The following is a 26,191-nucleotide window of genomic DNA, read 5'->3' on the forward strand; positions in this document are numbered from 1 at the left end:
TATATATCCGATTGTGCCTGCAACGGACCAAAAGATCAAGTTCCAATTCTTTATTTCATCTATCCGTGGCGAATCAGGCTTGAGTGGACCGCATTTTCCGGTTAAATCTTAGCGTCAAATAAACGGCGCGAATAATCAAATCAATGGCGATGGATAACCAGACCCCGGCAATGCCCATGTCGAAATAAAGGCACAGCACATATACGCCGACCACGCGGATCAACCACATTCCGATAGCTGTGCTGTACATGGGACTCTTCGTATCCCCAGCTCCTTGAAGGGCTCCGGCGATAACCAGTCCGACGGCCAGGAACGGCTGGGCGAACGCATCGATACGCAGCGCGGTGGTCACCATCCCGATAACGGCGGCATCCTGGGTGAACCAGCCGGCGGCAACTGGGGAGAACACAAACATCAAGATCCCCACAGCGGTCATAAACGCCACGGCAATCCACATGGTTAACAGCCCGTATTGGCGGGCATCCTCTTTTTTGTCCGCTCCCAGGTTCTGGCCTACAAGCGTGGTCGCCGCGACGGCCAGGCCGTACCCCGGCATATAAGAGAAGATCTCTATATTTCCGGCAAGAATATGGGCTGCGTAAACATCCGTACCTATTCGCACAATGAGGCCAAAATAAAGCACCTGCCCAAAACGCATGATCAGCCTCTCGGCTGCCGCCGGGGCGGAAAGCTTCAGCAAGGGCAGCGTGTATTCGCTTGAGCCCCTTTTTCGAATGGAAAAAGAGAGCTTCGATCTGCGGATATGGATAAACAGCGCAATGGCTCCAATCACCCGAACCGCAGAGGTCGCCCAAGCGGCTCCCGCGATCCCCCAGCCTGACCAGCCGAACAGACCAAAAATGAGAACGTAATCCAGTGCGATATGGACCATATTCATCCAAATGCCGACCTTCATGGGGGTTTTCGTATCGCCGGCCGCGCGCAAAATGCTTCCGAATACCGTCATCAGGGACAAGAAAACAGAGGGGACGGCCACGATCCGGAAATAGACCGCACTATCCGCCAATACTTCCGGCTCCGCTCCCATCAGCCGCAGCAAAGGCTCGGCAAATAACAACGTAATGATGCCGAAGGCCAGGCCCAGCAGCGCCGAAATCCACGCCGATTGCCGGGCAATGGCTTTGGCCTTGCCGATCTCCCCGGCGCCGACGCTCCGTGCTATCAGTGAGGAAGTCCCCACTCCCATAGCCATAAAAATAGCGATATAAACGGCCATAATGGCATTGGTGACCCCGACGGCGGCGACTTCATTCAGACCGATCCGGGATACAAAGAGGGTGTCGACAAAGCCGACAATAGTCTGCAAAAAATTTTCAATCATAGACGGTATGGCCAGAGCCAGGATCACTTTGATCTTTCGGCTCCGGTCGCTGCGGGCGGCTGCTAACATGAGGAACCTCCGTAATTTATGTGAATGTACTTGATAACCTTCTGCGCGTTTCCGATGCTCACGGTCATTGTATCCCCCCGGGAGGGATGTGTCAAAATAAAGGCAACGCAAACGGCAGCCCTGGGCAGAGCTGCTTCAAGGAGGAAGCGTGACTGGCGGTTTCCGGCAATCTTTCCCCACTTAAGTTTCCTTGTTCCGTTCTTTGAGCGATTCTTTCAGCAGCGTAGTCAGCTCCGACGTATACCTGGTCAGCCTGAGGCTGATCTCCGACCGCATCACATCGCGGGTCATGCCAAACCGCTCCTTGTATCCCCGGCAATAAAAATAATGATATACGACCAAATCGGACTGTTCCTCCGTCAGAATCCGGATATTTCGCTGTTTAAGCTCCCGGCGCAGTCTGTACAAATCTTTCATGATTTGCTCCAGAATGTATTGGCCGGCGGCGAGATACAGGCGTTTGAGGATATTGGTGGAGTACTCGATTTCGGCTATGCTTTTTTGCACCATTGTTTCCATATACGGAAGCAGGATGCAGTCCCGGAGCATTGTGCGTTCCTCGGCGGTAATGATCTTGCCCGGGTGGGGAAGATGCTGCTGTTCATACTGCTCGACATGCTCTGTCAGCAGCATTTTGGATTTCCAGCGTTCGTTGTCGTCCAGCTTGCTCATTTATAATGCCCCCCAATCTGTTCGGCTCTTTCCCGCGCGACGCCGGCTTCCATCAGAGAGGAGGCGCGCATAATGGCATCGCTCCCGTACCGGTCCTTGATTCCGTCGATGGCCCGTTCCCGGTCGTAAGCAAGGCAGCGGTTATCAAAAAAGGTAAGCTGCATAATGCTGTCGTCCGTCAGCTGGGACAGGGAGACGCTCAGGTGGCTGACAGGCAGCCCGCTCCAGTGCTTCTTGAACAGGGAATGGGCGGCGGCGGCCACTTCATGGGTCAGGGCGGTCGGCTCGGGCAGCGTCATCTGCCGGCTAAAGTGGGAGGAGCGTTCGCCGTCCGTTTCCGCTGCGGAGACGGACACAACCGAGCCCATGTAATGATGATATCTTGTGCGCCGGCACACCTCAATCACCAGCTCAAGCAGGACAATTTCGATGTCTTTAAGCCTGTGATACAGCCTCCAGCGGAGCGCCTTGCCATGGTTCACCGATTTTAATTGATGCCGTATTCCGGCGGCCACGGGGCTTGGATCGATCCCCCGAGCCGTCTGCCAGTAGTACTCGGCCTGAATATCGCTCTGTTTTCCCATTTCCCGCCGCATCCGCTGCTTGAACTCATAGAGCTCCATACGCGCGATATCTCCGATGCAGGCCAGGCCCATCCGGGTAAAATGGCGGGTCATCGCCGATGCCACCATGAACATTTGATGCACGGGGAGCTTCCATAACGTCGACTCCAGCCTCTCGAACGAGAGCTCAAATATGCCTTCCTGCATCTTCTTGGCATAGTTGTCGGTCGCCATTTTGGCCAGAACCTTGGTAGGGCCGATGCCGACCCTCGTATGTACTCCGGTTGATAAATAGACATGGTTTTGAATCATTTGGGCCATTTCATAGGGAGATCCGAAATAAGCTAGCGAGCCCGAAACGTCCAAAAATTGCTCATCGATGCTGTAAGGCTCCACAAGATCGGTATAGGACTCAAAGATTTCGGTGATCAGGAGCGAGACTTGAATATAGGTCCGCATTCTGGGACGGATGACCACCAACTCCGGGCATTTGGCCAGCGCCTCTCCGACCCGGGACGCCGTCGTCACGCCGCGGGATTTGGCGATTGGGCATGCCGCCAGCACGATGCCGTTCAGCCTTTCGGGGTCTCCTACAGCAACGGGCTTATCGCGATATTCGGGATGAGCCGACTTCTCTATCGATGCGTAGAAGGACTGTCCGTCAATTAAAAAAATGTGTCTCAACATGGGTGAACCCTCCATCAAAAAACTTGTAATCACACCGGCGCTTCCGGGAAGCGTCTCCTATGTACCTGGGCAGGGGTCTTTCTGAACGGAAAAAGAGGACTATGCTCTAATTATATTGCGAACATATGATCGTGTATATACATATTATTTTCCAAAGGGTCTTGAATTGCGAACAAATGTTTGCGATAATGGTGCTAATAAAAAGCGAACGCTTGTTCTTGGAGGTGCGCCATGCCGAAGAAATATATAGGCCATACCGTCGAAATTGTCTATCTGGACCGAAGCGGACGCTTGTCACAGCGGCGGATTACGGTCAACGATATCCGAGGAGGTCTGGTCCGGGCCTCGTGTCTGACAACGGGAAGTCCGCGAACGTTCCGGCTCGACCGCATTTTGGCCTGGAAGCCGGCGGGAAGCATGCGGGCGTCTTAAAGAGGAAGGTGAGTGAGCGGAGGGTAGTGGATGGACAGATATCGTCCTGTTGTAACCTTGCGGCCCCATGCCAAGAGGCTGTGTTCATCGGCATTGCGATGAACACAGCCTAAGGACAGCAGACGAAGGGGACGGGGGCTTAGAGGATGGAGCGCTCTTTATGGTTCAGATATTTTTCCTGATACTCGCCCGGAGGCATATGGTGAAATTGTTTAAACACATGAGAAAAATGTTTAACGCTGACGTAACCGACCTTCTCCGAAACGTCGTATACTTTCATGGCCGGGCTGGCCTTGAGCAGCTTTGCCGCCTGCTCCATCCGGACCCGGGTCAGGAATTTGATATACGGCTCCTGCATCGTTTTGTGAAAGATGCTGCTTAAATAGCCCGGAGAAATTCCTATCTTTTCGGCGAGGAGGGCAAGGCTTAACGGCTCCGCGTAGTGGGAGTAGATATAAGTTCTGACCCGGCTGACGATGTCCTGTTCATTCTCGTGGACAGGCTCTTCCGGGCCGCCTCTGGTCAGGCAATGAAAGATTTCCTGAAACAGCCCGAGCACAGCTTGTATGGAGAGTCCGGACGGATTGCCGGGCATCTGCCGTAGATGCTGGTAGGCGCTTTCCGCGAATCCGCCCTGACGTTCCAAAGGTCCGTTCGCAAGCTGTCTTAGCAGGTGAAGTCCGAACTTCAAGACATGAACGGAGCCAATATGCGGCAGACTTTCAAAATAACGCTTCACCGCCATCAAAAAGGCGGCCTCATTCCGATCCGGGACGGCCAATTGCACGGTGGCCATCGTCTGCTCAAGCATGGAGAGACACTGAGGGAGAACGCCGCCGTTTCGTTCATTGAACAGAAGAGGCTCTTCCGAGAATAGGCAGCGGCCATGAGTTTCAATGGCTTTGGCATGGGAGTACTGCAGATGAAACAGCTCGGATTCCAAGGTTCCGAGGGCGCCGGAGACGGTAATTCCGGTATTGGCCAGCATGGCTGAAGCGACTTTATCATAGAGTAAGCGGCACTTATGCTCAATATCGTTCTTGTCTTCGCCCGTCACCAGCACGCAGGTGTGCTGATCTTCGTCCAGGAAGACGAACCCGAAGCCGCATGCTTCGGACAGCTCGCCCGTCATTTGATGAAGAATAAAACGGAAGACGGGGAAGTCGCTGTAAGGCATCCCTTTTTGGGCAAGCCGGTCTTCATCGAGATCCAGCACCATAATAAGGCCTTCGGTTTCAATCAGCTGCACCTTCAGGCGGAAGACAAGGGGATAGAGGGCCTTAATCTCCACGCGGTTTTCGCTTACAAGGGCCTTCAGGAATTGTCTGACGACCTGCGCCTGGCTTTCCTTGGAGACCTTCCCCATAGCCCGGGCGGCAAGCTCGTCATGGAATTTGCGGTCCAGCTGTGCGGTGACCTGCGTCAGGGCTTCGGCCAATTCATCTTGAACTACGGGCTTCAGCAAGTAGTTCTGCACCCCGAAGCGGAGAGCATCCCGGGCAAGCGAGAATTCATCAAAGCCGGACAGAATCAGAATAATGGGCGGATTATCCGATCGGGCCAGCCGTCCGCACAGCTCGAGTCCGTCAACAACCGGCATTTTAATATCGGTGATGACCAGATGAACCCGTATGCTCTGCAGCATTTCCCAGGCTTCCTGCCCGTCCATGGCTTCTCCCGCAACCTCCCAATCGGGATGATTCGAGGTGATATGCAATTTCAAATATTCGCGCACGAGCGGTTCATCATCGACAATCAGCACTTTATACATCCGCGACGCTCCTTCCAAATCCGGCTTCCGGCAATCGTACATATACGGCGGTTCCCTGTCCCTGCACGCTGTCGACTTGAAGTCCATACCCGGAACCGTATTTTAGCTTGATCCGTTTATTCACGTTTAGCAGACCGATGCCGGTTCCTGCCCGGATGCCGTCCGCGTCCGAATCTCCGGCAGCTGGATGATCCGGCCGGGCCCGCTCGAGCTTGTCACGGAGCTTCTGCAGCGTTTCAGCGCTCATTCCCTGCCCGCTGTCCCGGATCGTGAACAATACCTCGCCGCGCGCGGTCTTTTCGCCCGAAATCCGAATACTGGTCTTTTCCCGTTTGGCTTCGCAGCCGTGAATCACTGCGTTCTCGGCAATCGGCTGAAACAGCAGGGCGGGGATGGGCATGTCATACAAGGCGGGGTCGACCTGCAGCTCGTACTCCAGTCTGCCTTCGTAGCGGCTGCTTTGGATGCTTAAGAAAGCTTTAAGGAGATCCAGTTCCTTCTGCAGCGGAATGTCCTTATCCATCCGGGTCATGCCGCGAAGCATGCTGCTTAGTTTATGGAGATGGTCGATGGCCTTGTCCTGCTTCCCGGTCTGCATCTGCATCGATATCATATTCAGCGTATTGAACAGAAAATGGGGGCGGATCTGATTGTACAGAGCCTGTACCTGGGCTTCTTTCTGGAGCAGCTCCGTTTCGTATACCTGCTTCACGAGCTGCGTATTTTCCTCCAGCATTTCGTTGACTCTGGCGACCAGGCCGTTAAAGGAGGTGCCGAGATATCCGATCTCATCATTCCGGTGCGCGGGAAAAGAGACCTGCAAATTCCCCTGCTCCACCTCCCGCATCAATTTCACGATATTCAGCAGTGGAGCCAGGAAACGGCGGACAAAGAAATACATCAGGACAAACGCGAGCAGCGAGCAGGCCATTGCGATGAAGAAGCCGAAGTTCCTCGTTTCCGTCGCTTTTTGATTCAGTTCCTTGACGGAGCTTACGGCGACGATTGTCCAGTTGGAACGCGGGAGCTGCGTCGAATTGAGCAGGTAGGAGGTGCCGTTCTGATCAATCATCATCGTCGGTTTCCCGCCCGCTTTGACTTGATTGAACAAGGATACAGCGTTTAGCCGATCCGTACTCCGGTAGATCACGTTGCGGTTGTTGTCCAGAATAAACAAGCCTCCGCCCGAGCCCATATCGACCTTGTTGCAAATGACGGCGATGCCGTTATAGTTGGCATCCACCTTGATGGCCCCGAGTATTTTCTCCGTATCCCGGGTGCTCCGAAGCTGCTTCACGATGGAAAATACTTTGGGACCGCCGTTTTTCACCATCTGCTGCGTATGCGTAGGCACAAAGATGGAGTCCTGCGTATTCATCGCCTGTTTATACCAATCGAATTCCTGAAACCGGCTGTCGTAGTCCACGCTGATGGGCATGCGTCCGACCGTATAAATTTCATCCGTCAAAATAAAGACCCGGTTAATATCTTTCCGTGGATAAATCATCATCTCTTCGAGATAATTGTCAATGAAGCGGCGTTTTTTCAGCTGGGCCAGCTGGGAATCCTGCACATCTTCCTCGAGAGTCTGCATCACGCCATCGTTCATATAGGGCGACAGGGTAAGGCGGAACAGATCATCCAGATAGGTGTCGATATTATAGGAGACCTGGGCGATAATTTGCTGTACCTGCTCGGAGGATTGCTGTTCAAAGTCCATCGTGTACTTGGAGTAGGACAGGATAGAGGCTAGAAAGACCGAGCCCAGAATGAACAATACGGAGAAAAAGAGCAGTTTTTTCTTGATACTCCAATATCTGTAGCGCTTCCATTTGTACATATTCACTCCCCCCAAGATCAGTGTAGCGATTTATTGTATGCGCTTCAATTCGTTTTTCGGGGATCTGCAAAAATCGCACCTTTGTGTAAAAATGCGGTGTTTTGCGGCCGGGGATTCCCCCTTATGATGAAACTGTAACAGGGAACACAATCATAGGAACAGCCAACAAAGGGAGGAGTCAATCATGAGAAAAAAGAAACTGGGGCTGCTGCTTACAGGCGTGATGATGGTCGGTTTATTGGCAGGCTGCGGCGGGAAGAACGCAGATTCGCCAAGCCCAAGCGGTACTGCTGCGGGCACGGTTCAGGAAACGGCCCCCAAAGAAACCGTGAAACTGAAGTTTTTTACCGGAAAAGTGGAGACGGTCGACTTAATGAACACCCTGATCCAGAAGTTCAATTCGGAAAATCCGGGGATCGAGGTGGAGCAGGAATACCAAAAGGACGCAAGCAATGTCATTAAAGTGAAATTTGCTTCCGGCGACATTCCCGACATCACCACAGTGGTAGAGCAGGATTATATCGACCAGGGCAAATACCTGGATCTTTCAAATGAGCCGTTCTGGCCGAGAGTGCTGCCTGCGGTCAAAGAGCTGTCGACGGATGTAAAGAGCGGCAAACAGTATCAGGTGGCGACGAACGTGACGATGGCCGGCATTTTTTATAACAAAAAAATATTCCAGGAGCTGGGCCTGAAGGAAGCGCTGACCTGGGACGAGTTTAAGGCGAATCTGCAGGCGATCAAGGACAAAAAGCCGGATGTAACGCCGCTGTTTATCGCCGGAAGGGATTCCTGGACGCTTGGACATCTGATCGAGTTCCTGGCTCACGGGATCATCAAGCAGGATTTGGGTGTAAAAAGCGCCCGGGAAGCCTTCATCAACAATGAATCGGATAAATTGAAATTTGATCAGGAGAACGGCCCGATTGACACCTTCGCGAAACGTCTGTTGGAGCTGCAAGCGGCCGGCCTGATTAACAAAGACGCTTTGACCGCGACATACGACAACCAGAAGGAAGCGTTCGCTACAGGCAAAGCCGCGATGATCAGCCAGGGAATGTGGGTCGTTGCGGATCTGCTCAAAATTAGCCCCGACTTCCAGAATGACCTCGGGTTCAGCCCTTACCCGTCCATTCAGGACGGAACGAAGCCGGTTGTCCTGTCTGCGGACGATTCGAGATACGCGATCACGGCCCAGTCCAAGCATCCGGATGAAGCGAAAAAATTCCTAGAGTTTTTATTGCAGCCGGAAAATCTGAAGACCTACAGCGAGTTCCTGAAATCGCCTCCGGCGTTCACGGATGTGACTGCGGATTGGGGACCGCTTAAAGAACAAGCCAATCAGGCCTTAAGCAGCGGCGTTAACATTGCTTTCACGGATTCGCCGTCAGGCTTCTCGGGCGACGATGCCGGCAGAATGGTGCAGGAGCTGCTGGCCGGCCAATATGCCGCCTCCTTGGATTTTGCCAAAGCCTACAAAGACGCCTGGGACAAAGCCTGGAAAGCAACCCACAGATAAAGCGCCAGATAACCCGGGACCCGGAAAGCGGCATACGCAAGATAAAAGCCGGGTCCCGGCAACGGATTGGAGAGAAATCGGATGAATCTACTGCGTAAGCTATGGAATAACCTGCATCTTTTTATGGCGCTGCCGGCCATCGTGCTGTTTGGACTGTTCTTCATTTATCCGCTGGCGCAGGGAATCGGGATCAGCCTGACGGATTCCAACGGTATGTCCCCGCCGCGTTTTATCGGACTGCAGAACTTTGTGGATTTTTTCCATGATGCCCGGGCGAAGAAAGATGTGTACAATACGGTCTTCTTTGCGATTGGAAGCGCTCCCCTGCTTAATTTATTCGGCTTTCTGTACGCGCTGATTCTGGACCGGCCATTTAAGGGAAAAGGCTTTGTGCGCGCGGTCGTCTATTTGCCGGCGGTCATCAGCCCGCTGATTATGGGATATGTCTGGTATTTTATCCTGCAGCCGGATCGGGGCTTTCTCTATCATCTGCTGGCAAGCCTGCATCTGGGCACCGGCGGAAGCGATTGGCTGGGCAACGCGAACTCTGCGCTCCTCGTGCTGGTGTTCATCAATGTGTGGCAGTTCGTGGGCATGACGATGATTATTTATCTGGCGGGTCTGCAGTCCATTCCAAAAGAGCTGTACGAGGCCGGGGAGATTGACGGCGCCGGGTATCTGAAATCGCTCTGGTACATTACGATACCGATGGTCGTTCAGTCGATCAAAATCAATGTCGTCACCAACATTATCGGGTCCCTATCTGTCTTCGAGATCATCGTCGCGCTGACGGACGGAGGGCCGGGCTACAGTACGGAATCGCTGAGCATCTACATTCTTCGCATGCTGTACGGAAGCTTTACCGGCTATTCGACTGCGGTAGCGATGATTCTGTTCGTCATGATTATTATTCCCGTCTTTCTCTTTATGAGATATATCAATAAGAAAGAGTTTGAAATGTGAGGGCCGCCGCTATGAAAAATACGCGAACACTCGGTAAATACACTTTGGTAGCGGCAATGACGCTGCTGTCGTTGATTCCTTTTTACATCCTGCTGTATTTGGCGCTGAACAATCCTTCCCGCACGTTGTTTAACGGCCTGTCGCTGCTGCCCGATTTCAACTTCTCCAATTTCTCGGAGGCGTGGGAATCGTCCAAAATGGGACTGGCTACGCTGAACTCCCTGATTATCGCTATAGGGGGCGCCGTCCTGATTATTCTCGCGGCAAGCTCCGCGGGCTACGCCATCGCCAGGTATAGCAACAAATTTCATCAATCGGTGTTCAACGTGCTGCTGATCTGCATGATGATCCCGGCGATCATTATTACCGTGCCGCTTTACACGCTGATGAAATCGATTGGCGGTATCAATACTCATTGGGCGATGATTCTGCTTATGGCGTCGAACGGCGTTCCTTTTTCCGTCTTCCTGTATACCGGCTTCATTAAAGTGCTGCCCCGGGAAATTGAGGAGTCGGCGATTATCGACGGGTGCACGCCGTTTACGGCTTTTTGGAGAGTCACGTTTCATTTTCTGCGTCCGGTTACGGCGGCGGTCGTTATTTTGCAGGGGCTGGCGATCTGGAACAATTACGGTCAGGCTGTATTTTTCCTGCAGGGCCAGGATATGAGGACGATCCCGTTGGCCGTCTCCATGTTCTTTCAGCAGTACGGCGCGCAGTGGAATCTGATGGCAGCGGCTGCTGTGATCGGACTTGCGCCTGCTGTCCTTGCTTTTCTGGTCTTCCAACAATATTTTGTCAAAGGGATAACCGCCGGAGCGGTGAAAGGATGAACCGTATGTTTCCAACGATTAAAGACGCTTACCCGGGTAAAGCCCAGTATCTGACCGGAGAACCGGTATGCATTAAGGTTGAATTGGATAATCCGCTCCAGCATGAAGTTACGGTTCGTCTAACAGCGGAAATTATATGTTCGAATCGTGTGCTGGACAGCCAAGCCTATGAAATTGTCATTCCTCCAGGTGCCATTTCAACGCATGTCCTGGATTTTGGCCCGCCTGATGAAGCCTTTCGCGGATATGGCGTCGATTTGCTGCTAACGCGGGAGGAGGCGGAGCCTGTGCGTTTCTCGACCGCCTTTGATGTGGTTTCGAGCTGGCGGCAATCGCCGAGGTACGGCTTTTTAAGCGATTTTCATTCGCGTGAGCTGGGAGATGCCAAGGATGTGGAGAGCCTGGGCAAGCTCCATATTAATCTGGTGCAATTTTACGATTGGATGTACCGCCACGACGACCTCGTTCCGCCGGAGGATACCTTTACCGATCTGATGGGGAGAGAGCTCAGCCTTAAAGTGGTGAAGGAGAAAATCGCCCTCTGCCGCTCCTATGGCATGAAGACCATGGCTTATGGGGCGATTTACGCGGCGAGCCAGGATTTTTACCGGGAGCATCCGGATTGGGCGCTGTATTACGGCAATGGAAAAGTCATCGATTTCATCGATATTTTTACGATCATGAACGTCAGCGAGGAGTCGCCCTGGCATCATCACATCATTGGAGAGTACAAAAAGGCGATCGAACAGGTCGGCTTCGACGGCATCCATATGGACACGTACGGATATCCGAAGACGGGCATTTCAAAACTCGGCGGCGTGGAGAAGGTAGAGCGGCTGGAGCAGCAATTCCCGGTTCTGATCGAGAATACTCGTAGAGAGCTGAGCAAGTCCAAAGCGGATATCGGCCTCATCTTCAACAATGTCGGTAATTGGCCGGTCGATACGGTCGCGGGGGCGTCACAGGATGCCGTATATATCGAGGTATGGAATCCGTATGAAAAATATCATCATATCCAGCAGATTATTGCCTGGGCGCAGCAATTCGGTCATGGAAAGCCGGTCATTCTTGCGGCCTACCTGAAGCCTTTCCGGCTGGAGCCAGCGGAATCCATCGATAAAGCCCACGCTGCCGCGCTGCTGCTGTCGGCGGTGATTTTCTCCCATGGGGCTTACCATCTGCTGCTTGGAGAGAAAAGCGGAGTGCTGACTCAAGGATACTACGTCGATTATTCCGTAGCGGACGGTGCCTTTATGCGTGAAATCCGGAATTATTACGATTTTATGGTTCGCTACGTTCATCTGCTGTATGATCCGTCTTTACGCAATGTCTCAATGACTCATGTGGAGGGTGACAATCTGGAGTATGTATTCAGCGGCGCTTCTTATTCCACATACGGCGAACCCGGCAAAGTCTGGACCGTGGTCCGGGAGAGCGAACAGATGAAATTGATCCAGTTCATCAACCTGACGAATAACACCGAGGATTACTGGAACGAAGGAAAGAACCGGCCGGCGGAAGTGAAAAATCTGACCGTTCGCGTACAAGTTAACGAGTCGGTCCGTTCCGTATTTACGGCGAGCCCCGATATCGACATGGGCAGACCGAAAGAGCTTGAATATTCCCTTGAAGAAACCGAGCGGGGATATGTGCTTTCGGTTACCGTTCCCAACGTGTATCAATGGAGCATGCTGGTGATTGAGCATTGAACGGGCGCCGTGGAAAGGTCAGGAATAAGCTGTATTTTGCCTCCTTACAGCCGGTTGATCTATAATAAAGCCGCTGTTACTGAGACGGGAGGCATGCTGGATGCGGATAAAAGATATGGATGCGGGAAGCAGGAAGGAAGCGGCGGGCGAGGCTGGTCCGCTGATGGTATCCCGGGGGAAAGTCCACCGGCTGGAGGAGCTGCCCGGCTGTTGTGCGGAAGATGAAGACGGGAACCTGCTCTCGGCAATTTTCTATAATGTGACGAATGGAGAGTGCGAGATCGTCTCGCTGGAGAGCAGAGTGGAGAACCGCGGGGCCGGCACCCGACTGATCAATGCGGTAATTGCACACGCCCGGGCTGAAGGCTGCGCCAGAGTCTGGCTCATAACATCCAACGATAATACTAGGGCGATCCGTTTTTATCAGAAAAGGGGATTTGATCTCCAAGCCGTTCATAGGGACGCCATTACAGAGGCGCGGAAGCTGAAGTCGTCGATTCCTCTGATCGGATATGACGGCATTCCCATTCGCCATGAGCTTGAACTGGAGTACTTGTTGTAAACTGCCATCTGGAATGTTGTGGTATTATATGGAAAGGAGGGATGTTATGGCATTAGCGGTAATGAACAAGCGTGAATTCGATTCCTTGGAAGATGAAAGATTGGGCTGGGCGTGCATGGAGCCGACCTTCAGCCAAATACGGGCCAAAGATATGGCGGTGAAGGCCAAGGTAATATCCGAACTTTCTGAAGGGCAGCGGGCGTTATGCATGTTCAAAGTCTTCTACGGTCATGCGAAGAATTCGGAAATGGAGTATTACGGCTGGATCACCCATCTGCTGCAAAATCCGGACATGTGGGCGGGTGTGATGAACGGATTAAGCTTTTTTGGCGATGTGGATATGTCTCGTCTGCTAGAAGAAACCAAAGAGGTTCTGGAGACCCGAAACCGCAGGCTCGGCTTGGAGTGGAAGGACGCCGCAATTACCGATCTCGATCGTGACAAGGAATTGCATGCCGAGGTGGAGCAGTTATACCGGCGGTTTCAGCAGATTTCTCCGGCAAGTCTGAAGGCAATCGCCGCCCATATCCGGGCTAATGCCGATGAATTTGTGAGGTTTGAGGAGGATTCGTTTGAAGTTTAATGATGTCGTTGAGAGAGTGGAGAAGGTTTCATCCCAGTACTGCCGAAAATTTAATATCGAGCGGGATAATGATTGGTTCCTATTAAAGATTCAGGAGGAATTGGGCGAATTGGTGCAATGCTATCTGGAGAGCGCTGGAAAAGCCAGAAGCAGGGGAAGGTCACTGGAGGAACTGAAGGAAAACTTTCAAAACGAGCTGGTTGATTTACTTTGTTTGACCATGGCAATGGCAAGGTTCAACGATTTGGAACTTGAGGAGGCCATTCAAGAGAAATGGCTCAAATAGCTATAATGTTTAAGAAAATAAATAAAAAAAACTCGTTTGAGCGTCCGCTAGCGCGGGCGTTTTTTTCGTCCATTTGCGTACTAACGGTTCACTTATCCTTTACTATAAGCTTTGGTGTTCCTGGCCATTGGCCAAAGAAGTCCCGCGACCAAAGTCCAGAACGAAACTAAACCTCGGTCAGTTACCGCTAATTTCATCCTTTGTTAATCTTAGGGTGAGGTGAAGACAATGATTGACAACAGCAGAGACAATAATTCCGAGAGCAGCATTTATGTTTTGTTGACCGATACGGGAACTTTGTTCACAACATTGATCAAAAGCATCACCGCCGCTCCGTATAACCACGCCTCTCTGGCGCTCGACGAGGAGCTAAGCGAGGTGTTCAGCTTTGGCCGCAAAGAACCCAAAAAACCGTGGGCCGGCGGATTCGTGAAAGAAGATGTTTATGAGGGAACGTTCCGCCAATATCCGGGCACTCGCTGCGTACTGCTCCGATTGCGGATTTCGAGGCAAGAGCGCGACGCTGCACTACGGACAATCCTCTCTTTTCAGAAGAAGAGGCAGGTCTACCGCTACAATCTGATCGGATTATTAGGCGTGCTGATGAACTTTGATATGGAGACGAAAAATGCTTATTTTTGCTCCCAGTTTGTATCCGAAGCGCTTCGCCGAAGCGGACTTTCCCTATGGGATCGGCCATCCGCGCTGGTAACGCCCAACGACTTTCTGCATCATCCGGCTTTCGAGACGGTGTACGAAGGGCTTCTATACGATTATCCGCTGCTTAAAAGGGAGAGGTTATCCTGCATACCTGAACAAAAGGAAAGTTCAACCGAATGGGAGGAGCAGGCCGTTTAATGAATGCGGCAGAGCAGAGTCATTCGGCAAGTGTACGGTTAAGTCTGGCCAGCGAATCACCGAAAGTCCGGCATTCCTGCGGCGACCAGTTTTGAAAGATTTGCTCGTACCTGTTCATGCGGATTTTTTTCGCTTCGGCAAGCCTCTGTGACCCCAGTTCGGTGATCTGAAAATAGCTCGATCTTCCGTCCTGCGGATCGGGTATCCGCTCTATGTACCCTTTAAGTTCCAACACGCTGATCTGCCTGCTTATGGTGGAGGTGTCCAGGCCGAATTCTTCGGCCAGCGCTTTAACCCCGATATTGTCATGGCTGGACAAATGGTACAGCAGGGTATAGCTTGAACGGTCCAGACCGCCATGCTTTTTGTCCAGAGAGGCGCGGCGAATCAGCTTCAACATTTCATTGCTAATGAAATCCAAATTTTTATCGTCCATTGTTTACTCCGTCCTTTGCTGTGTACTCTTCTCCATATTATAAGTGAAAATACCTCCGGCAAGGCAAATCCATATCCATAAATGAAAATAAAATGAAAAAAGTTATATGCATTTTCAAATTATTAGTTGTATAATACATCTATGTAAAACTAATTGTATTCTACACCTAAATTTGTTTTTTCTTTTTGGTGCAGCATAGGGGAGAGAACGCTTTGAATAAACATACAGCCGGTATTTCTTCATTTTGGCCCATTATTTTAGCGGTTTTTTTCGGGAATTTCATGTCTATCCTGAGTTCAACCACGATTAACGTGGCTTTTCCGGTGTTCATGAAGGATTTTCATGCGGAGGTCAGTTCCGTTCAATGGATGATCACCGGCTATCTGATGGCGACCGGGGTAGTCGCTCCGATCGTCGGATATTTTGGCGACAAGTGGAGCTATAAGTACTTTTATGTGTTTGCCTTAACGGGCTTCACCCTTTTTTCCGGACTGTCGACGTTAGCCTGGAGCATGCATTCCTTGATCGCTTTTCGCATCATGCAGGGCGTGTTCGGCGGAATGATTATTCCTACAACAATGGCGATGATCTATCAGTTTATAGAGAAGGATCGGCAGGCTTTTGCCATGAGCTTATGGAGTCTTTCTTCCATGCTGGCTCCGGCGTTCGGGCCTACACTCGGCGGCTGGCTGACCGGATATTTCGGCTGGCGCTCCCTTTTTATCATCAACCTGCCGATAGGAATTGCTGCAATTGCGGTCGCGCTTAAATTTTTGCCCTATTCTCGCCAGTCCAGTCTGTCCAAAACCTTTGATTTGCCGGGCTTCATCACGGTTATTCTAAGCAGCGCCTGTATTATCCTGGCTTTCAGCGAAGGCAACTCCTGGGGCTGGACTTCGTTGGGGACAATATCGCTGCTCGTTGTCGGGGCGGCCCTGTTGACTTACTTCATCCGCAGGGAGCTTTTCCTGAAAGAGCCGCTGCTCAATCTGAAGGTGTTCCGCCAGAAGCGCTTTACGTACAGCTTAATCATCAACTGCACGATTACCATTTCCCTGTATTCCGGATCGTTCCTGATTCCGATTTTTATGCAGGATATCCAGCAGTCGACACCGCTGCTAACCGCTCTGGTGCTGCTTCCGGGCTCGCTGGCGATGGCGTTTATGTCACCGGTGGTCGGCAAGCTGTACCCCAGGGTGGGGCCGTTCCGGCTGATTCTGGGAGGGATTCTGCTGCTGGTTCTCTCGACCTGGGAACTTAGCCATCTTACACCGGCTGCAACTCATATCTATGTGGCCGCATGGATGACGCTGCGTTATGTCGGGATCGCCCTTGCTTTTATGCCGGTGACCAATGCCGGGATGTCGGCCATCCCCAAAGAATATAGCGGGCATGCCTCTTCGGTAACGAACTGGGTGCGCCAAGCCACCGGAGCGCTGGCTATTGCGATCTTCAGCTCCTTGCTGGCTGCAAGATCCGCGACCCATCTGAAAGCACTGACCGGGGGAGGGGCGGCAGGATCTTCGCTGTTAAAAGCGCAAGGCATGGCGATGGGCGTTCAGGATGTGTTTCTGGTCGCTACATGGATTGGCGTTGTTGCGATCCCGCTAACCTTTTTGTTGAAGACAAGAAAGAGCGCTGCTGCCGCAGTCTCTAAAAGTGCCGGAGTGAAGAGGGAGGCGAATGGTTGAAATATACGAAAGGGTCATACCTTCTGAAAGATGATGGCGAAAAGCCAGTCGAAACACGAAAAAGTGTTAGACTGGCTTTTGTTTAATCGAACTATAAATCACGAGTGAATGGCGGGACATCAGCTGAAACGCTGCCGATACGCCCGAGCGGGTCAATGATCTTAACCGTAACGCTGAAAGCCTGATCGACTGCCGGTCGTGGTAATCTCGCGTATATACGGTAACTGCCCGCCTCCCCTACACGAACGATAGCCCAGCCGCCCGGTTCAACAGGCGGGAGATTCGATAGGTTGTCAACATCGGTCACGGCGTCGAGGCGTTCTTCAGCGCGTGCAATTACCGAACCATCTGCATCACATGTCTCCAGCACGATGTTGTGAGGCCCCAAAGGCGTAACAGTCTCAGGTGCATGACTGGTCCAACTAATCCACACCTCGGAGTTGCTCGAACCGGATTCATTGACTCTCAGATCAATAACTTCGGGCAGGCTGCTCGGCGTAAGTAGGAAGGATACCGCCGAAGAGGCTGGCGAGCGGGCTTCGATCATGCCGCGTTGATCGTCGCGTGCCGACCAGGCCACGGCACGATACCAGACGCGCCGCCACCCTGGAGTTAGTGTATTGTCGGTAAAGCTGATTTCGGGACCAGCCACATGGAGAGTCGCAATTGGAGGGCCCATGGTATCGACGTTGGCTGCCAGTTTTTCGTTAGCTGTCCGGTAGAGCTCAACATTCTCCGCGGCAACGCCTTGACCCAATCCTATAGTCAGATTGACTAATGCTCTCTCTGCCATTGTAAGAGGTGTTGCTTCCAGTGAGGGTGCTGCCGGTACGGCTAGCTTCGGGGCGGCTACAGCAATAAACTTCTTGCTGTTGTCCGGCCAAGGAGACTCGACCTGATTATGACTCATCGCCGTTACAGCGTAAAGGTGTATCACTGTGCTGCCTCGCGGCAGCGCCGCTTCGTAAACCGTCTCAGGCGTAGCAGCGGGGATGAGTTCCTTTCGCACTCGCCGGAAGGCGCTGCGCAGTGCTGAAAGATTGGCAGCACGTAATATCGCCAGCCGATCGGTGAAGGGCTTGCTGGTGTCCGGGCCAGGCAGCCCAAGCGCGGCAAGGAGCGTTGTTTCCGTTGCTTCGTAGAGTACATACCCCGCTATGGTACTGTTGCCAGACCACCTTAACTGCGCACGGCTCACACCTGTAATATCGGGCAGGCTGGCCCACTGCGGCACTTCCGGCACGGCGGGTGGTGGAGGCGGCGCAGGGTCATAAATCGCTGTGCCTACCGGTTGGCTGAATGGGCTTATATTCCAGTCAGGGATTGAGATATGATGGTTGTGGCACTGGCCTCGGGCCTGAACCTGAAAGAATCGGTAACGTTGTCCGGCGAAATGGATAGGGATCGTAACGCTTAGTCTATAGAAGCGAACCTCCGGCTCCGACGGATCCGTGTCCTGCGCTCCGCCCCAGCCAGCGGCAAGTTCTCGTTTAGAATTCAGCGGGATAACCTCAAAACCGCTGGACTCAGGCTGCTCATAGCCGCCAAACTGCAAATGCACCATGAACAGCCGGCTGCCGGGATCGTCTTCGTAAGTGCCGATCAACTCGATGAATTCAGGACTGCGATTGGACCAATCCCAGGAAAAATCGACCACAGCCGCGCCGGATGGATCTAATTTGATCGAAAGAACGGAGGGCGTCTGAGGCGGTTCATCCGGGCCCTGGAACAAAGTCGTGGTCCAAGGGCTCCAGCGGCCAAAGATATCCTGAGCGGCTACCGCATAGCTGCACTTCAAGCCGAGTGAGCTGGCGATCAAGTGAGAATCACTATTGGCCGCCGGGTGCACGACGTGATCGGTAAAGATCACGGGCCGGGCTTGATCCGGCTTGCTGGCGACGAACGGGAGCCAGCCTCTAACAAGTTCGGGACGCCGGGTTAACAGGATCTCGGACCGCCAGGATTCAGGGCCGAAACGTCCAACAGCGTAGGCAGCCGGGTGACTCGTGTTGCCCGGCGGCAGGAAAGAGTAGTTAGGGTTCTCGGACCGATCCCAACTGACGCCGATATTTTCGAGTACTGGATCGTCAAGCAACTGCGGCCGATTGTGGGCGATAATGCGGGCGGTAAGGCCAGTAGGTGCCTTTGGTGCGGGTAAGTGCTGGTTTACAGTCACGACATCCGCCAATTCGAATTCATACTCCTTGTTTCCCACCTGCAGCCCATGACGAACCGAAACCATATACAGATCGTCCACTTCGCCATCAGGGACCCGTGCCGTGCCAAAGCCAAGTGCCAAGGCTGTGAGCGGGTCCGTTCCGGCTCCCACCAGCAGCAGCCCAAGCGGGTGCCATTCACTGCGGGAAGGTGGATGAAGCCCGGCCGCAGCCTTGACCTGTTGAAGAAGCAATCGGGGATTAAGCTGCCCCGGGTAAGCTTCCGCCTCTTTTACCACGTACTTGTCATGGTCTCGCGCATTGTAGAGGTCCCGAAGCATGGCTTGGATACCGAGCAGCAGCCTGCCCTTAAGCAAATCATCGAGATAGGCTTCCGGTTCGGGCGGCTCCCAATCGGGCAGGGGAACGTTGCTTAGAGACAACCGCGTCCAGCCGTTTCGCGGCGCACCCAGCTTCAACCGCTGAAGTGCTGCCCGGATTGGGGATAACAGATGGTTAATCGGCCCCTGATCATTCAGATCGTAGCCGGTATCGCGCCACGAATTGTCGACAGGAAGGCCAATGACCTCGAGCGGTTCCCAGCCCGGCAGGTTTGCTAATTCCTGGGTGCTCAGATCACCGCCCGGGTGACGGTTCTTCCACAGGAAGAATGGCTGCCTTGGGAGGCCAAGCGAAGGATGCAGCATCCAGCGGAATTGGAGGGCGGCTTCATCCATGTCTGTATGCGAGACGGGTTCATTGTATTGTGACCGGGTAAGCTCATCGCTCCAACGGATTGCTGCTGACTGTAGTTTAAACAAATGGGGTAAAACCCAACGAACGCTCATGATTGATCCTCCCAAGGAGCCATTGCCAGGCTGATCGTTTTTATCGAAGCTGTCCTGACGGCAGTATTACCTTCGAACAATATATGATGGGTACGGCGCAGTGCCAAAGAGAGCGTTCCACCTCTCGCCGAAGGCTTAAGAACGACCAGTGTGCGACCGCCGCCGCTTGAACGGATGAAACGGGACACTAAACGAACGCCCGCTGTCGTCTCGATTACGTCCAACCAGGCTGCGGGTTGCAGTTGGTACCGGCGCGTACCGTGGCTATCCATCACTTCTTGCGGAACATCGCGCCAGCGCCAAAGCGGTTCAGTCGTCTCGATCAGCAGAGCAAAGGGCTGCGGGGGCGTACCTGGAGCACCGTCTTTCCAGAGCACCGTCAGGCGGGGGTTCACCGGCCGGGCGAGATCGCCCCAACGCGCTCTCCGTAACGCGTTTTCGATATCCAGGTCGCTAACCTGTAAGACCGAAGACCCCGGATTCTGAGCGGCGAGTATCGCCAGCGGCGCAGTACTGGCGACGCGGCGATGCTGCACTTGTGTCTTGTTAACGTCTGCCGCCAGCGCCTCCATGCTCTCGTAGCGCGAGGTGCTGAAATGCCGCCGGAACATGGGGTAAGAAGGTGCGGCGGCAGAAGACCGAGCTTCAAGGTCGAGAATATAGTCGGTCAACGGCTCCAGTTTCATCTTCAGTGTAACCAGCTCGTGAGCAGCTGTTTGGTTAGAGACGCTTAAGCAGGACTGCCCGGCAAGCGCTTCTCGCAGCGAGCTTTCAAATGGCGTCATGGCAGCTGCCGCAATACCTTTCGGAGGAAACACACTATTCCCCAGTTTGGTCACCGCAGCATCAAACCCTGGTGACGCCTGAGGATGCTTGCCGGAGGCAGCCTTGACCACGGCGAATAGCTCCTGGTTATAAGCCTTGAACAGTTTACGTGTCGCATTGGTGGCAAACACGATTCGAAGCAGGTCGCCATAAAAAAAGAAATTCTGCGCTGGTCCAGGATCAGTCGCTAGAACCCATGGATCGAGTCGCTCAGGCGGCTTCGCATCGGTCTTGAAGCGGAGCTGCTGCCTTTGACCGATCAGTTTCTGGATATCGTCTTCCTTCGGATTGCCGTTACCGTCATTGTCCGCCGCTTCCACATCATAAGTTAGATCAACCGTATAAAAGGCGTCAGGACGAAGCAGTGCCCGCTTGCCCTGATCTGCTCCAAGCGCTCCATTCACAACTTGGATGTTCTGCTTAACGGCTTCTTTGTCATAGTTATAGCGTAAAAATTCGGCTTCAAGCAGACCCTCGATGATCAGCAGCCCCCAGTTTGGGAGAAATCCAATTTTCTTCGAGTCACTGTCATAAAAATCTTTCGATAGGCCAATCTCGAGCTGCGCCGCGCCACCTTGTAAATCAGCCTCAAATACTACCAGCTTAGCCCGCTCGGCAATTGCCCCTAAGCTGTGGAACCAAAAATTGCAGGCCCCCTCTGTTAATGGCTTCCAAGGAGCATCGGAATCGTTCCAATCCGAAGGAAGTTCGTCCGGATGGGTTATCACCCTGCTAGTATTCGGGGAGATGGTTTGTTCGAAACCGGTAGGGCTACCTTCATTGTCCAGTGCTCGCAAGAGCAGAAACTCGTGTCTCCACACTACAGGGTGGACAAAAAGCAGCAATCGGACGGTTCGCAGTCCTCCGCAGTTAAGCCGAATGGCGTCGGCCAGAGCGTCTAGTCCACCGGGCCGCAAAGCTTGCAATAATTCATCGAATTGATGATCATTGGGAACAGCAGGCCGAAAACGTATGCCGGTATGCGGGGCGACCAGCAGCCGGTCCGGCTCACCCTGCCAGGCGCATATATAGGCCGGATCAGCAAGAATCATCCCGTCAGCAAGCTGTTCACCGGAGCGCCAGGGCTCGGTCACTTGCAGGCGGGTCTCCGGCAGCATGCCGCGGTACGTCCCAGGAGAGTCAGGCCATGCAAGCCCTTCTAATCTCCATCCGGACTTCGAAGGTCCGCCTGGAGCCTGCCGGAATGTCCATAGAACTTTGGTTGGAGGGGCCACCTCAATACATACATTGCCCCAGCGGGCCTTGACCCGCTGGTCAAGGCTGGTTGTGCGCTCGGCAGCAGCCGGCGTTGCATCGGGAATCCAGCTTAACAGGGCCAACTGCACCTCATTATCACCGCTGCCGCTTTGTTTGCCATACCGGTCCCACCAAACGGCAGGTGTTTCTCCTTCGTATACCGGAGGATATAACGGAGCACCACTAGCGTTTGTGCAGATAAGCTGGATCGACTGGAGTGTATAGCGATAGAAACGCTCGCCGCGTCGTACCCAGCCATTCGGCGGCAGTTTGGAATCAATCGTCTGGTTAAAGAATTTGCACGCTGGATCAACGCAAGGACGCATTTCCATTTGCAGCACCGGGATGGTGTCAATAGGTACAACTGGTAGCTCTCCAACCCAATTACCGGCAAAATATGCGGCATCCCCTAAGTTTCCATCTACTGGACGGTCGACAGCAGATCCGGTCAACAGAGCCGGCGAGCGGCTGTGAAGCGACAGCGCCCGCACCAGCGGTTCAGCGGGTGGTTTACCCGGCCGTTCGCCCAGCTCCAGCTTGACGCAGCCTTCCACATCGAAAAAAAAGAAATCAACCGAACCGCACACTTCCGCCGAAATGAAGTGACCTATGGGGCTGATGATCACCTCAGCCGAAGCCGAAGCTTCTATACTGACAATGAACAGATGCAGTTCCCCGCGGAGCGACATCTTACCTATAATCAGAAAAGGCTTGAAGCTGATGCCGACGTCGATCTGGGCGGCGATTTTTAGATACAGGCCGATCTCCTCAGGTCCCCAGGTAAATGCGGCGCGAACCCCGGCAGCCACCGAGAAACCATATAACGGACCGATCGGAAAATCTGCTTGGCTGGGAGGCGTAGGATCGCCGGCTGAAGGGATGCCGTTACCGTGGATAAGCAGATAGCCGTCGGCCCGCATTTCGTTAAGGAACTTAATCGAAGCCGGCAGACGAGGCGGGATACCGCCTACATCCAGATGCCAGTTCTCCGGCTGTTTGAAATCAAAAAAAGCCTCAACAGGCACGCGAAACTCTAGTAGAGGCTTGATGCTGTAGTCAACGACAATGCCCATCGTAAGCGACTTATCTGGCTGAATATCGATGATCGCCAGGAATTTGCCGGTCTCAGTACCTCTCGTAGCAGGCCGTCCCTTTAGCAGGTCGGCGTTCGTTACCAGCAGAAAGCGCGGGCCGGGAAGCTCAATTACAACCATCCCCTTGGCGTGGGTCAGAAAGCCTCCCTCGACCGTTCCAATCACTGCGCCTAAACCCAGCGCCCAGGCGTGTGCATTAGCTTTCCACGCATTAAGGTTGGTCGCATTGCCTTTGGCACTATCCACGAACCAATTCAGCGCAGTTTGTGAGGAAAGCTGATTGCGCGTAAAGTGCATGCCGAACATGCCAAGTAATCCGAACAGGCCCAAACCCGAGTTTGCTAATGGTATAGGGACCGGCAGCTCGACACCCAACGTGACCATCACGGCGGTAAGTGTTTCATTCGATGTGCTATCTCGAGCGTTATCGATTTGTAATCCGGATGCTACGCGCACACCGAACGGGGGAGTAATGGCTGCATCCAGGCTCCCTGCAAAACTGCCGTCCGGCAGCAGTTTAAGGTAGCCGCTACCCGATAAAGCGCCGGGTACATTGATATGTGCACCCAGTGCTGTCAATGTGGGGAGGGCGGTTGAATCGACCGGAATACGTACGCTGGCCCGGTCGACCGTCACCACACCGAGGTCTGCCTTGAGCACGAGGTCAATCTCGAAGTTGAGCGGGTTCTCGCGCGCCATACGGGCTCCTTCCGGCTGGACAATATCCCCCAGTGGAGCCGGCACCTCGAACAGACCAGGGTCGCTCAGGTCAAGACTGAAACCCTTCGCCGGGTCAAAGACCGGCTTGAATTGAGGCGGACCATCGCCGGGGCCGAAATCGAGCCGCAGACCGATAGCTCTTTGGCGCACCTTAAGCGGCCGTCGGGTTGCCAGCAGCTTCATGGCACCGATTTTCATTTTGAAATGAAGTTCGGTCTCCAGGTCAAAGAACAAAAACGCCTCGGGAGGGGCGCCAACCGGCTGGTGGATGACCAACTGGCCTCCATACAATGTAACCGACTGCGTGCTGACCGATTGGCTGGCTGCAATCGCGCCCGCTGCTCCAGCGCTGATTCCGAGGTCTATGTAGCCGCTGCTTCCCGCACCGGGAAGGTTAGGGATCAGCAGCGGACTGAATACCGCATACGCTCCCAGTGTATCTCGCGGCAGGTCATGCGCGTCGGGGTTTGGGAATGGGCGCTGTGTTCGCCAGAGGTAGTTTCGGTTACCATTGGCTTTCAAGGTGAGTGCCGCCTTCCAGCCGCCATCGAGCATCAAGCTCAGCACGTAATCGATTAACTGGGAGGAATCCTCCTGTAGGCCGACGAGGACCCTCAACTCGCCCGGCAGGTCAATCTGGCCGGTTAATTCCAATAAGGTAACCGAATTGCGATTAAGGCGCAAACGAGTCGCCATGTTTCGAAGAAATCGCGGACGTGCCGAAGCCAGAGCACCATTAACCAGTCCAAGGCTGAAATCGCCGGACAAACCGCCGCCGCTCAGGCCTAAGTACAGATCGCGGCAGCTGCCGTGCATCGCCAAAGCGGGGAGGGCCGGAGGCGAGACATAAATCTCGACTGTAGGAACGAAGAGCTCCGGCGTATCCGGACCCTCAAGTTTAAGAGCCGCCCGATCGAAACCAAACCCAACCACTGTACTTGGGCCAAAAAGTGCAAGAGGGGGCGTCATCGTCACTTCCAACGCTGCTGTGGCATTGCGGGAAGGGGCGAGCTTTGCGCTGCTGCCAGCAACAACAAGCAGGAGGTCAGGGAAATGGAGTTCCACTTTTCCGGCCGCCTCCTGTAATGTTCCGTCAGGTTTGAGTTGAGCGGGACGCAAATAGGGAAGAGGCACAGGAAACGAAACCAGCTTCAACTCCACTTGCGGCTTCGGATGAACAGCATCCGGGGGAACCAGTTTGAAGTCCAGAGGACCCACAGGCAAGGTAAATACAAGAGCGTCGGTAACCTGTGCGGGATGTACACTGAGCCCATCGTTCGTGAAGGTCAAGGTCAGTGGGGTAACATCCGCCTGCCCGGTGAGCATCTGATCGTCAAAGGGCGGTCTAGGACGAAGGCTATTCAAAATTTGCCCGCCATTTGAGTCTGGGTCAATCCCGACACCAAAACGTCTCTTTATCACATCCAGCATGGTTTCAGGGATTACATCTCGCATAGCTGCCGCCTCCAAATCCTTAATCGGCTCCTGAGGTCAAGAGCAATCAATAATGGAACATTTGATGGAATCGGTATAACGAACAATTTTACCGGTATCGGTGTCATGCATTTTTAAACTAACCTGTAAATTGCCATTCTTAGTTGTGTTTATCGTAAAACGAGTCCCAAATGTGGTTTTTAATGGAGAACCGGCACTTCTATAGACAGGATTGTTATCCGTTGCCTGTTTTTGAAATACTACATTCCCACTTGTATCTATGAACTTAACATCGAGGGTCAGTTTAGGAGGCGTAAACGGAGTCGGACGCGAAACTCCATCCGCATCAACGTGATACAAAATGTCAAAGATGAAGGGGCTGCCGCACTGTTCAACATTTCCGCATTGACTACTGAAAAGATTTTGATAGGAGGGAGTGGCATCTCCAAAGCAGGTTGAATCTTTCGGAAATATTGCAATAGATAGAAATTGATCCGGATTCCATTGAGCACCTGGTGCAGACTTTTTCAGTTCCTGTGGCTGACTCAGATCTAAATCTGGTGTTGCGATGGCCATAGAAGAGGCACTCTCGGGAATTACGCCTCCATAACTGCTGCCTCCGAATGCTTGATCGTCACCTACCGTATTGCCGTTAGCTGGGAAGGCCCCGCTTAGTACCGAGCTTTCATTACTTTCCGGGTCTTTGTTGTCAATCATTAATGATTCTCCTTTCTTTTCTGTTCCTTTTATGCACACTCTCATGAAATTCGCTACTTAGTATTTGTACGGAACTACTATTTATACGGTAAAAAAAAGCAACCAAATCATAAACATTTGGCTGCTTTCTATTACTTAGTGATTTTTTATCCATTCTTGCTTTTGCATAACACTTAATCGGCACGGGGTCATCCAACTTTCTATGTAACGTGGACTAAAACCTCTAATGACGGGTCCCTTATCGTTAGAGAAGACGTGGGGAATGTTATAGTTTGGCAGCATACCCTGTGTAAACATAGTGTCCCCCAAGGATCCGCAACTTAC

At 53.0% G+C, this 26,191-nt stretch carries 19 protein-coding genes; 10 read left to right on the top strand and 9 right to left on the bottom strand.

Annotated features, from left to right (window positions below; genetic code table 11):
- Nucleotides 1-73: 73 nt before the first annotated feature.
- The 3 genes from PSAB_RS10710 to PSAB_RS10720 form a co-directional block, all read right to left on the bottom strand.
- A complete protein-coding gene (locus tag PSAB_RS10710) occupies nt 74-1,411 on the bottom strand; it encodes an MATE family efflux transporter (RefSeq protein ID WP_038595769.1) in 1,338 nt (445 codons plus the stop codon).
- Between the two features lie 180 nt (nt 1,412-1,591).
- Nucleotides 1,592-2,083, bottom strand: coding sequence for a YhjD family protein (locus PSAB_RS10715; protein WP_025334580.1), 492 nt, complete (start codon nt 2,081-2,083; stop codon nt 1,592-1,594).
- Entirely contained in the window at nt 2,080-3,333 is a 1,254-nt protein-coding gene (locus tag PSAB_RS10720) for a DNA polymerase IV (RefSeq protein WP_025334581.1), read from the bottom strand. The genes PSAB_RS10715 and PSAB_RS10720 overlap by 4 nt, the downstream gene beginning before the upstream one ends.
- A 231-nt stretch (nt 3,334-3,564) precedes the next feature.
- Here PSAB_RS10720 and PSAB_RS10725 point away from each other — a divergent pair, with 231 nt between their 5' ends.
- Entirely contained in the window at nt 3,565-3,765 is a 201-nt protein-coding gene (locus PSAB_RS10725) for a hypothetical protein (RefSeq protein WP_025334582.1), read from the top strand.
- A gap of 139 nt (nt 3,766-3,904) precedes the next feature.
- Here the strand turns inward: PSAB_RS10725 and PSAB_RS10730 are convergent, their stop codons facing one another.
- Together PSAB_RS10730 and PSAB_RS10735 are read right to left on the bottom strand one after the other, a co-directional pair.
- Nucleotides 3,905-5,536: a response regulator gene (locus tag PSAB_RS10730; protein WP_025334583.1), complete on the bottom strand. Its 1,632-nt coding sequence runs from the start codon at nt 5,534-5,536 to the stop codon at nt 3,905-3,907.
- Complete coding sequence (locus PSAB_RS10735) at nt 5,529-7,376, bottom strand: sensor histidine kinase (protein ID WP_025334584.1); 1,848 nt, start codon at nt 7,374-7,376, stop codon at nt 5,529-5,531. Before PSAB_RS10735 ends, PSAB_RS10730 begins: the two co-directional genes overlap by 8 nt.
- A gap of 184 nt (nt 7,377-7,560) precedes the next feature.
- Between PSAB_RS10735 and PSAB_RS10740 the strand changes: the two genes are divergently transcribed.
- The 8 genes from PSAB_RS10740 to PSAB_RS10775 all read left to right on the top strand — a co-directional run bounded on the left by PSAB_RS10740 (nt 7,561) and on the right by PSAB_RS10775 (nt 14,689).
- Nucleotides 7,561-8,895 (top strand): ABC transporter substrate-binding protein, encoded by a 1,335-nt coding sequence (locus tag PSAB_RS10740; RefSeq protein ID WP_025334585.1) that lies wholly within the window; start codon nt 7,561-7,563, stop codon nt 8,893-8,895.
- An 81-nt stretch (nt 8,896-8,976) separates the two neighbouring features.
- The gene (locus PSAB_RS10745; RefSeq protein ID WP_025334586.1) at nt 8,977-9,858 is read left to right on the top strand and encodes a carbohydrate ABC transporter permease; all 882 of its coding nucleotides are present in this window, start codon (nt 8,977-8,979) and stop codon (nt 9,856-9,858) included.
- 11 nt (nt 9,859-9,869) lie between these two features.
- Nucleotides 9,870-10,691, top strand: coding sequence for a carbohydrate ABC transporter permease (locus PSAB_RS10750; protein WP_025334587.1), 822 nt, complete (start codon nt 9,870-9,872; stop codon nt 10,689-10,691).
- 5 nt (nt 10,692-10,696) lie between these two features.
- Entirely contained in the window at nt 10,697-12,400 is a 1,704-nt protein-coding gene (locus tag PSAB_RS10755; protein WP_038596929.1) for a glycoside hydrolase family 66 protein, read from the top strand.
- A gap of 100 nt (nt 12,401-12,500) precedes the next feature.
- Nucleotides 12,501-12,962, top strand: coding sequence for a GNAT family N-acetyltransferase (locus PSAB_RS10760; protein ID WP_025334589.1), 462 nt, complete (start codon nt 12,501-12,503; stop codon nt 12,960-12,962).
- 46 nt (nt 12,963-13,008) lie between these two features.
- Nucleotides 13,009-13,545: a hypothetical protein gene (locus tag PSAB_RS10765; protein ID WP_025334590.1), complete on the top strand. Its 537-nt coding sequence runs from the start codon at nt 13,009-13,011 to the stop codon at nt 13,543-13,545.
- Nucleotides 13,535-13,831 (top strand): nucleoside triphosphate pyrophosphohydrolase family protein, encoded by a 297-nt coding sequence (locus PSAB_RS10770; protein WP_025334591.1) that lies wholly within the window; start codon nt 13,535-13,537, stop codon nt 13,829-13,831. The genes PSAB_RS10765 and PSAB_RS10770 overlap by 11 nt, the downstream gene beginning before the upstream one ends.
- Nucleotides 13,832-14,059: 228 nt before the next feature.
- Nucleotides 14,060-14,689, top strand: a complete 630-nt coding sequence (locus tag PSAB_RS10775) for a C40 family peptidase (protein WP_025334592.1) — start codon at nt 14,060-14,062, stop codon at nt 14,687-14,689.
- 19 nt (nt 14,690-14,708) lie between these two features.
- Here PSAB_RS10775 and PSAB_RS10780 read toward each other — a convergent pair whose 3' ends face one another.
- The gene (locus tag PSAB_RS10780) at nt 14,709-15,125 is read right to left on the bottom strand and encodes a MarR family winged helix-turn-helix transcriptional regulator (RefSeq protein WP_025334593.1); all 417 of its coding nucleotides are present in this window, start codon (nt 15,123-15,125) and stop codon (nt 14,709-14,711) included.
- Between the two features lie 212 nt (nt 15,126-15,337).
- Between PSAB_RS10780 and PSAB_RS10785 the strand changes: the two genes are divergently transcribed.
- Nucleotides 15,338-16,816, top strand: a complete 1,479-nt coding sequence (locus tag PSAB_RS10785; protein ID WP_025334594.1) for an MDR family MFS transporter — start codon at nt 15,338-15,340, stop codon at nt 16,814-16,816.
- A 91-nt stretch (nt 16,817-16,907) separates the two neighbouring features.
- Here PSAB_RS10785 and PSAB_RS10790 read toward each other — a convergent pair whose 3' ends face one another.
- From PSAB_RS10790 to PSAB_RS10800, 3 genes are read right to left on the bottom strand one after another with little or no spacing between them, the layout of a single operon-like run.
- On the bottom strand, nt 16,908-19,820 hold the full coding sequence (locus tag PSAB_RS10790) for a fibronectin type III domain-containing protein (RefSeq protein ID WP_025334595.1): 2,913 nt from the start codon (nt 19,818-19,820) through the stop codon (nt 16,908-16,910).
- A complete protein-coding gene (locus PSAB_RS10795) occupies nt 19,817-25,171 on the bottom strand; it encodes a hypothetical protein (protein ID WP_025334596.1) in 5,355 nt (1,784 codons plus the stop codon). Before PSAB_RS10795 ends, PSAB_RS10790 begins: the two co-directional genes overlap by 4 nt.
- A gap of 36 nt (nt 25,172-25,207) precedes the next feature.
- Nucleotides 25,208-25,867, bottom strand: coding sequence for a hypothetical protein (locus PSAB_RS10800; RefSeq protein WP_025334597.1), 660 nt, complete (start codon nt 25,865-25,867; stop codon nt 25,208-25,210).
- Nucleotides 25,868-26,191: the final 324 nt, after the last annotated feature.

It is taken from the genome of Paenibacillus sabinae T27, from assembly GCF_000612505.1.
Classification (GTDB): domain Bacteria; phylum Bacillota; class Bacilli; order Paenibacillales; family Paenibacillaceae; genus Paenibacillus_AQ; species Paenibacillus_AQ sabinae.